Raw genomic sequence first — 5,262 nt, forward strand, 5'->3', positions numbered from 1 at the left:
ATACGTCGTTCGTCCTAGCAATGTGGGAATGATGGTACGTTTCAATGTCTTCCTGGATGACAAGGAAGCCGACTCGGAAATGGGCTACAACCGTGGTAACCAATACATTTATTTCTACGTCACCCCTGGTCAGCACGTTATTAGCTCCAAGGCTGAAAACTGGGCAGACATGCCTGTGACGGTGAAAGCAGGCGAGGTTATCTACCTCAAGCAAGAAGTGGAAGTTGGTGTGATGATGGCTCGCAACAGCTTAAAGGTGTTAAGCGATGTGGAAGGCCGTTATCTGGTCAAGGATGCAGGCCTGGGCACTATTGCCAAAGAAAGCAAGTAAGCCTTTGACCGATCGGTGTACGATCTACTGCGAGAGAAAAAGGGCGACCTTCAAGCCGCCCTTTTTTGCTTACTGGAGCACCTGCTCCTGCATCCGTCTCGTTGTTACATCCATCAAATCACACCCATCGCGCAGCAGAATGCTGCACACCAGCGACAGCTCCTGCAGCACCACTGCACCTTTGGGCGCTTCATCAGAAATCGCGAAGTTCTCCAGCAGTTGAGTCACAGCGTGAATGCGATACGCCGCTGCATCGTGGAGGACGTCAATGGGGGCTTGGGTATCGATCAGCAGTGAGGGAATGTTGCAGTCGTGGCCGGTTATAGCTTGATAACGCGTCATTTATTGAGCCTCTTTAGTTTGACTGAGGACTCTGTAAATCAGGTCGCCAAACCCGGTCGTCCTTTCAACGACCCCTCGACTATATCCAGCGTTCCCCCTGTCCTTAAAGCCCCATTCCTACTGGATCGTCTGCTTCTGCCGTAAGGCAATTCCTAATTTGCCGAGAGTATCTTTTCGAGCCGGTCCGCCGCGATTTTCCTGGCTTACAATGCCGCCGCTTATCGCCATGCCACAGGTGGTTTTCAGGTGGCGGTGCGTTGTTGAAAACCTTCTCAAGGAAGATCCGTCATGCGCCTGTTGTCTCTGCTGTTCACCCTCGTTCTGCTCGCCGGTTGTGTTTCCAAGCCGGACTATTACATCTCGCCCAAACCGGTGCAGATTCCCGCTACCGCCACTTACTGGATCGATACCTTCAACCTGCAGTTGGTTGGCGAGAGCGAGCGCTTTCTGCCCGAGGACAAGCTGCGCCAACAACTGGGCATGGAGTTGATCCGGCAATTGGGCAATGCCAATCGCTACGCCGCCACCAAGGACAGCGCCGACTACCTGCTGGATGTGAATGCGGTGTACAAACGTCGGCTCAGCGATTCCCAGGGCGGGCTGGTGTCGATGGTCGTCGATGACAATACGATCCTGGCCAGTGTCGACTTTGGCTATAAGGTCCAGGTCAAGCGCGACGGCGCCGAGGTGTTGCATTTCGCCCAGGAGCGCGATGGTTTGCAGCCTGCCGGGGCCATGGGCCAGTTGCGCAATATGAAGAGCATGTTGGGGGCGATCACCAACAGCGGTAATTCGGATGTGGAGAACTTCTACATTCGTGCTCTGCCGAAGTTCATCGTTCGCGATATCACGGCCATTCCTTCTCGTTGAGTCAGTGTGTGGAGGGATTGTAGGAGCGAGCTTGCTCGCGATGAGCCCCAGGGCGTCGCGTTCTTTCAGTAGCGGCGCGTTATCGTTGGCGTTGTTCGCGAGCGAGCTCGCTCCTACAGGGGGATCAACGTGCTTTTTGGGTTATAGCTTTTTCACCGGAATGCAGATCTCACACTCCAGCTCCCCGGTCTTGACGTCGTAGAAGGCATCCGCCGGGTAGCGTTCGAAGGCCGGGCGCGGGTCGAATTGCAGGCCGCTCTTGGGTAGCCAGTCGCGGCACAGTTCGATCCAGGCGTCGGCGATAGCCGGGCCCAGGCCGCGGTAGTGGGCTACGGCGTAGAGGCCGCCGGGCAAGGTGGTGACGACGGCCGGGGCGCTGGCCTTGAAGTCTTCGGGTACTTCCACGCAGGCGTCGTAGCGGCATTTGTCGGCGGGGGTGAGGTCCGGGTCGTCGTGGCCGATGCCGTAGCGCACGCGGTTGAACAGTTGATGTTCGAGCATCCACGGCGCGGCGGTTTCGCGCCAGAAAACGCCAATGCCCGGGCCGTAGGCGCCGATGTAGCGCAGGTAGGCCACGCGGGTCGCGGGCAGTTGTTGCAGGGTGACGTTCATGCTGGTTTCCTTCAGATGAATGAAGGCGTCAGGATCGTCGAAGGCGGGGATGTGGGTCTGATCAGGATTGCGCAATTCACGCAGGCGCCGCTCACGGATATCGTCGAGGCGACGGTGCCAGCGTTTGGGTTCGGTATCGCGCCAGGTGCTGGGTGAGACCGAGAAGTGTTGCTTGAAGGCCCGGGAGAAGGCTTCGCCGGAGCCGAAGCCCACATCCAGGGCGATTTCCAGGACCGAAGCTTCGGGTCGGCTGGCCATCAGATAAGCACCACAGGCCAGGCGCCGACGCCGCAGGTAGGCCCCGAGGGGCTCGCCGACCCAGGCGCTGAACAGGCGATGGAAGTGGTAGGGCGAGAAATGCGCCACCCGCGCCAGATCCGCCAGCTCCAGGGGCTGGTCCAGGTGTTGGTCGATGTGCTCCAGCACCCGGCTCATGCGCAGGGTGTATTCGTGGAGGCTGTGGTAGGCGGCGCTCATGTTTGCAGATTAGTTGGCTGTGGAGGAGGGGCGTGCAGTTTGCCGTAGATTTGTACTGTCGATCGGTACGATTCGCCGGCAAGCCGGCTCCTACACATGTCCTGTGGGAGACGGCTTGCCGGCGAACAGGATCTCAAGCGTCACCACAGCAAGGGTGGCTTCCCTTGCCTTCGGGCGTCTGTTCATAGCGGTCATGGAGGCGAACCCAGTCCATAATCTGCTCTTCATTGCGCCCTTTGGGTGTCAGGTCGAGGAAGTTATAGGCCCCCACCAGCAGATCCAGCCCGCGGGCATAGGTGGAGTAGGTGTGAAAAATCTCACCCTGGTCGTTGCGATAGAACAGGCTCAGGCCGGGTAGCTCGGCCTCATCGCCACTGGCCTGTTCATAGTTGTAGGTCGCGGTGCCCGCGGCCAGCTGTTGGGCGCTGAGGCTGACACCGAAGTCCTGATTGAAGTCGTCACCGGCACTGGAATACCAGTCGAAGCGCCAGCCCATGCGTCGACGGAAGCTCTGGAGTTGGGCATAGGGCGCGTGGGAGACAGCCACCAGCGTTACGTCGTGATGGGCCAGGTGCAGGTTGGCGCTGTCGAAGTGGTCTGCGAGAAAGGAGCAGCCCTTGCAGCCTTCTTCCCAGCCAGCGCCGAACATGAAGTGGTAGACCAGCAACTGGCTACGCTCGCCGAACAGTTGCGCCAGGCTCAGTGGCCCGTCGGGGCCTTGAAAGCGGTAGGGCTTGTCGATCTTGACCCAGGGCAGCGCCCGTCGCTCGGCACTGAGCTGGTCGCGCTGGCGGGTAAAGGCCTTTTCATGGATCAGGTGCTGTTTGCGTGCGAGCAGCCATTGTTCCCGGGAGACCACGGGGTGATCGGTAGTGCTCATGGCGTTTCTCCTCAAGGCAGGGGGCATGGGTCTTACACACGCTAGTCGTTTGGCGCAGGGCTGGATCGACAAGCTGCCCAGCGGCTTTCCGATCAGGGGTTTGGCTGGCGCGGCGTATTTCCTGAACGGCTGAAAATCCGGCCGGTCACAACCTATGAAAGGCATTTCATTCTCATGTCTGGAGGTTGAACCGCGATGACCACTTATAACTGGGATCTGATCGAACGACTGCTGCACGAAGTGCAGAACGGCGCCGGCCACAGTTTCACGCCTCGCCCCTACGCCGAGCAGCATGCGGCGGCCAAGGAGGCGGAAGGTGAGCCCACCGGCAATCTGGATGAGCTGAAAGTCACCGCCACCCAGTACGAAAAGTTGCTGCTGGACCGGGGTTTTATTGAAACCAGGCCCGAGGAAGAGGGCGGCAACGGCGAGAACTTTGTACTGACCCCCCGCGGCTCGAGCCTGCTGTGTCTGATCGACAGCAGTATTCCGGGCAACGATCACCCGCGTCAGGTGCTGGATGAACAGGCCGATGCCCTGGCCCCGGATACCTTTGACGAGGTGGCCTCCAAGGCGCAGATCGCCTAGTTCCGCGCCGCTAGCCCTGGCCGGCGTTCTGCAGGCATTTCAGGGCGGCGAAGTCCTTGCGTACGCCGTCGATTTTCTTCAGCAGGCGCTGGCGTTGGTCCGGGCTGCTGGCAGCCATCAAGTCCACCAACAGGCTGCGTGCGGCCTGTTCGGTGTGGGCGTAGGCCTGGCGGTAGTCGTCTGTCCATAAACTCTCGCGGTTGACCAGCAACTGCTCGATGCGCTGTGGGAAATCGCTGTCTCGGCGTTGCACCACCGCAGCACTGAACTGCACCTGCCAATGGACACGGTTGGCGATCCACTGCTGGTTCTGTTCCCCCAGGGATGCGGACCATTGCTCGATTCGTTGTTGCTGGCTGGGGTTCAGGGGGCCGAGCCAGGCGTTCAGGCGCTTGCTCATGCGCTGGCTGCGCTGCTGGATCTGTTGCGCCAGTGATGGCGTGAGGTATTGCTCCCGGTGTTCCTGCTGGTCCTTGGCGAAGGCATTGTTCATTTCTTTGACTTGCCCGTCGTCCAGGCCCTGGAGCAGCTCCACAGCGGAAGGGGTGATCTGCCGTGCAGTCTCGGCGATGGCCTGCTTGGCTTCCCGGGTTCGTGCCAGCAGGTCCTGATCACTGACCTGATTGTTCTGCACCATCAGTTGCAGGCGGTCGAGCCAGTCCAGATAACCGGGTAACTGGGTGCTGCAATGCCAACTCAGGTGCTGCTGCAGACGCTGGTTGAACCAGCTTTTCTGCTCGCTGTTCATGTCCAGGTAGTCGTTGAGGGTCCAGGGGATGATCACATCCAGGTTGCGATAGGCCAGGCCGACCCGGCTGCAGGCACCGAGCAGCAGGCTGAGGATCAGCAACAGGATAAGCAGGGGCCACCGGCGCGCCATGTTCGAGTCCTTGCGAGTGCGGGTTCCTGCATCTGAACCCGAAAGGCCTCCGGCAGTTCAGCCGCTGGGTGGCAGGCCGGCAGTGATGAACTGGGAGTTGGCTGAAACTATTGATCCGGAGAGCTGCAAGGATAGCGGCCAGGGACAGCGGATACGGGCCGCTGGTCGACTTTTAGTGCTAGGGGGAGGGGAGAAGGGTGCCAGTCCTAGCGCTTTGAGGGCAAAGCGCTAAGGGACCAGGATAACGCGGGGGAATTACTTCTTGCCGAGGCTGATCTGCTT

The 5,262-nt window shown here is 59.6% G+C and carries 7 protein-coding genes; 3 read left to right on the forward strand and 4 right to left on the reverse strand.

Annotated features, from left to right (window positions below; all coding sequences use genetic code 11):
• Positions 1 to 331 (forward strand): hypothetical protein (locus tag BLX41_RS04180; protein ID WP_123723970.1); only part of this gene is annotated, 331 nt, incomplete at its 5' end.
• A gap of 69 nt (positions 332 to 400) precedes the next feature.
• Here the strand turns inward: BLX41_RS04180 and BLX41_RS04185 are convergent.
• Entirely contained in the window at positions 401 to 673 is a 273-nt protein-coding gene (locus BLX41_RS04185; protein WP_123723888.1) for a hypothetical protein, read from the reverse strand.
• Between the two features lie 288 nt (positions 674 to 961).
• Between BLX41_RS04185 and BLX41_RS04190 the strand changes: the two genes are divergently transcribed.
• Positions 962 to 1,543 (forward strand): hypothetical protein, encoded by a 582-nt coding sequence (locus BLX41_RS04190; RefSeq protein ID WP_123723889.1) that lies wholly within the window; start codon positions 962 to 964, stop codon positions 1,541 to 1,543.
• 141 nt (positions 1,544 to 1,684) lie between these two features.
• Here the strand turns inward: BLX41_RS04190 and BLX41_RS04195 are convergent, their stop codons facing one another.
• Positions 1,685 to 2,632, reverse strand: coding sequence for an AraC family transcriptional regulator (locus BLX41_RS04195; protein WP_123723890.1), 948 nt, complete (start codon positions 2,630 to 2,632; stop codon positions 1,685 to 1,687).
• Positions 2,633 to 2,765: 133 nt separating this feature from the next.
• Positions 2,766 to 3,512, reverse strand: coding sequence for a DUF899 domain-containing protein (locus BLX41_RS04200; protein ID WP_123723891.1), 747 nt, complete (start codon positions 3,510 to 3,512; stop codon positions 2,766 to 2,768).
• A gap of 195 nt (positions 3,513 to 3,707) precedes the next feature.
• Here BLX41_RS04200 and BLX41_RS04205 point away from each other — a divergent pair, with 195 nt between their 5' ends.
• Positions 3,708 to 4,100 (forward strand): transcriptional regulator, encoded by a 393-nt coding sequence (locus BLX41_RS04205; protein WP_123723892.1) that lies wholly within the window; start codon positions 3,708 to 3,710, stop codon positions 4,098 to 4,100.
• 10 nt (positions 4,101 to 4,110) lie between these two features.
• On the opposite strand, the gene BLX41_RS04210 is transcribed toward BLX41_RS04205, so the two are convergent.
• On the reverse strand, positions 4,111 to 4,980 hold the full coding sequence (locus tag BLX41_RS04210; protein WP_123723893.1) for a DUF6279 family lipoprotein: 870 nt from the start codon (positions 4,978 to 4,980) through the stop codon (positions 4,111 to 4,113).
• Positions 4,981 to 5,262 lie beyond the last annotated feature (282 nt).

It is taken from the genome of Pseudomonas protegens (assembly GCF_003732485.1).
Taxonomy (GTDB): Bacteria; Pseudomonadota; Gammaproteobacteria; order Pseudomonadales; family Pseudomonadaceae; genus Aquipseudomonas; species Aquipseudomonas protegens_B.

Coding starts and splice junctions, on each gene's coding strand:
- BLX41_RS04195 (WP_123723890.1), bottom strand. CDS start 2,632: ATGAGCGCCGCCTACCACAGCCTCCACGAATACACCCTGCGCATGAGC.
- BLX41_RS04185 (WP_123723888.1), bottom strand. CDS start 673: ATGACGCGTTATCAAGCTATAACCGGCCACGACTGCAACATTCCCTCA.
- BLX41_RS04210 (WP_123723893.1), bottom strand. CDS start 4,980: ATGGCGCGCCGGTGGCCCCTGCTTATCCTGTTGCTGATCCTCAGCCTG.
- BLX41_RS04200 (WP_123723891.1), bottom strand. CDS start 3,512: ATGAGCACTACCGATCACCCCGTGGTCTCCCGGGAACAATGGCTGCTC.
- BLX41_RS04205 (WP_123723892.1), top strand. CDS start 3,708: ATGACCACTTATAACTGGGATCTGATCGAACGACTGCTGCACGAAGTG.
- BLX41_RS04190 (WP_123723889.1), top strand. CDS start 962: ATGCGCCTGTTGTCTCTGCTGTTCACCCTCGTTCTGCTCGCCGGTTGT.